At 55.2% G+C, this 2356-nt stretch carries 2 protein-coding genes; both read right to left on the reverse strand.

Annotated elements, in window-relative coordinates:
- Positions 1–163, reverse strand: a 163-nt coding sequence (locus E6O51_RS22525) for a hemagglutinin repeat-containing protein (RefSeq protein WP_168735362.1), incomplete at its 3' end; no start/stop codon positions are given.
- A 700-nt stretch (positions 164–863) separates the two neighbouring features.
- Positions 864–2356 (reverse strand): TNT domain-containing protein (locus E6O51_RS21595; protein ID WP_136387099.1); only part of this gene is annotated, 1493 nt, incomplete at its 5' end.

A 2356-nucleotide genomic window follows, 5' to 3' on the forward strand; every position in this document is an offset into this window, starting at 1 on the left:
CGGCGTTGAGCTGGATGGAGAAGCCGTTTTGCTGACCGAAGCCGAAGGTGACGCCGACCCCGGCGCTGCTGCTTTTGTTGGTGTTGCGCAGCGTGCTGGTGTTGGCCGCCGCTTGCAGGTGGATGTCCCGCTGCGCGGCGAGGGTGATCTCTTCGGAAATCAAATGACTACGACCCCTTTGATTCTTACAGACTTAGCTCGCGGATTGAATCGCCTCGGGAGTAACGCCGGTAAATCAGGCGTTGATGTCTTTCTGATAGATTGAAGGAAAACTGTGGATCGTAAGCAGGATTTTTACTAGGCTGTTCAAGTAAAGTTCAATTCTCGACAACGACCTCCTCATCAAACCTAACCCTAGCATCCCAGTACTCTTGATTTCCCCATGGCGCTCTAATCATGGTTGAGCCCCCGACCGATTCGTCTCAAAAATTGGTACTTTTGAAAGTAAATCACTCCACCCCTTTGATACTGCCAGTCCTTTCCGCTGCCTTAAAGCTCCATATCCATGAACAAGCTCCAATCTATTGTCCGTTTCCCATCTGAAACGAGCCAGACAAAGTATTCCGCCGCCCTGTTACGACTCTTAAATATCGCTATTGGCTTACGTTGCCCACGCTCCTCTGAATATATATAGAATTTGTCGTCCACCCTTTCAAACCCATATGGCTCTATATCTTTTGGCGAGTGGTATCGTGTTCCAGCTATTTCCCAATTCGGGCAATCTAGATCTTTGAGCGCTTCGTTTATTAGCAGGTAAACGCGTTCAATACTTCTTTCCACTGCATCGAACCTGGGGCTCGGGTGCCTCAGTGGGCGATTGAACCAGTTCTCTACATATTCTGGAACGGAAATTGTTTTCATATTCATTTCTGAATTTTAATTAGATATCCAGCATCAACCAGTTCTTGAATTGTCATTCCAGTACCCAGCGTAGTCTCAAACTGCACCCCCATTCCCTCTTTGCCAAACCATGGCGTAGCCCGGCTTTCTTCCACTTTAAATGATTTCATCACAATATACTCATCTCTGAGAGAAAGATCTGTCGCGTCTGGCAAAGCTCGTTGACTAACAGGAGTCCCTGAAGGCGCCAGGAAACTTGAGTTCTTTCCTGTTCCCCCATATCTATCCAACTTCTCACCAACATTGATTTCAATTATGCGCTCTGTACCGGGTACCTTACCGTTCTCCGGGGGCCATAAAGTTTTGCCCTCAGCGGTTTTCCAGCCAGCGCGCTCTGCTGCTGCAATCTTCTCCGCCAAATCTCCAAGCCGATTATCATCAGCGTGAATGGCAATCTCCTTCATACGCTCGGCCAACGCTTTAGCTTCAACCTTAGCCGCAGCAAGCTCATCAAGCTTCTGCCCCAGCTTGTTCACTGCCACCTTGCCGACACCAGCCGTACCGACCGTCACACCGGTGCCGAGCGCCACCAGATCGACCAGCGCCTCTCCCTGGACGGTGGGGTCGGAACTGTTAAGCCGCGCCTTCAGGTCAGCAGGCAAGTCCGCGATGCCTTGGGCGATGTCAATCAAGGTCTGGGTGGCGCCGTTTTCCACAACGGCCTGCACAGTCATGGCGGCAGCGCCCAGACCTACGACCACCAAGCCCGGCGGTGTCAGTTTGAGCAGCCCTTTGCCAACGCCTTGCAGGAATGGGTTGTCGGCTGTCTGTTGATATTCGAAGGCTTTGTTCAACACGCTGGCCCGTTCGGCCACATCAACGTCATTGCCGAACTGTCCGCGGTAGCTTTGTGCGGCGTACTGAATGGCCGTCGTCCACGCTTGGCAAGCGGGACTTGCCGGGCTTTGGCAGGCTTGTTCGATCTGCTGATCGCGCCAACCGTCCAGCCGGTCCAGTCGGTCGATTTCCATTTGCTTCTCTGCCCGGCAAGCGTCGTCGGTGCAGGCATTCTTTTCGTCCTTCAGACGCAGGCGGCGGGACGATTCCTCGTGGGTCAGGAAGTTGTTTGTCACCCCTACGAACGCAGTACTGGCCCCAGTGGCCGCCCCCTGGGTATCCCCGGCCAGCGTTCCGACCGCCGCGCCGGCCAGCGCGGCCCCCAGTTGCAGCAGGCTGTCGTGTCCGCCCTTGAGCCGGTCGTATTCCGCCTGGCGCTCGCTGCGTTCCTCCGCGCTCAGACTCGGGTCGGCGAGGTCGATCTGCGTGTAGTCGTAGCCGTTTTCCTTGAGGTAGGCGGACAGTTCCTTGGCGAGCAGTTCCTGTCCGGCGCCGGCCAGGGCACCCGCGGCGAGATTGCCGTCGCCCACCTTGGCCGAGATCAGCCCGACGAGACCATGCAGGGCGAGCTTCTGCGGCGAGCCTTCCTCCCAGTCGTACTTCTTTGCCAGGTCCCCCA

Source organism: Pseudothauera rhizosphaerae (assembly GCF_004801305.1).
Classification (GTDB): Bacteria; Pseudomonadota; Gammaproteobacteria; order Burkholderiales; family Rhodocyclaceae; genus Pseudothauera; species Pseudothauera rhizosphaerae.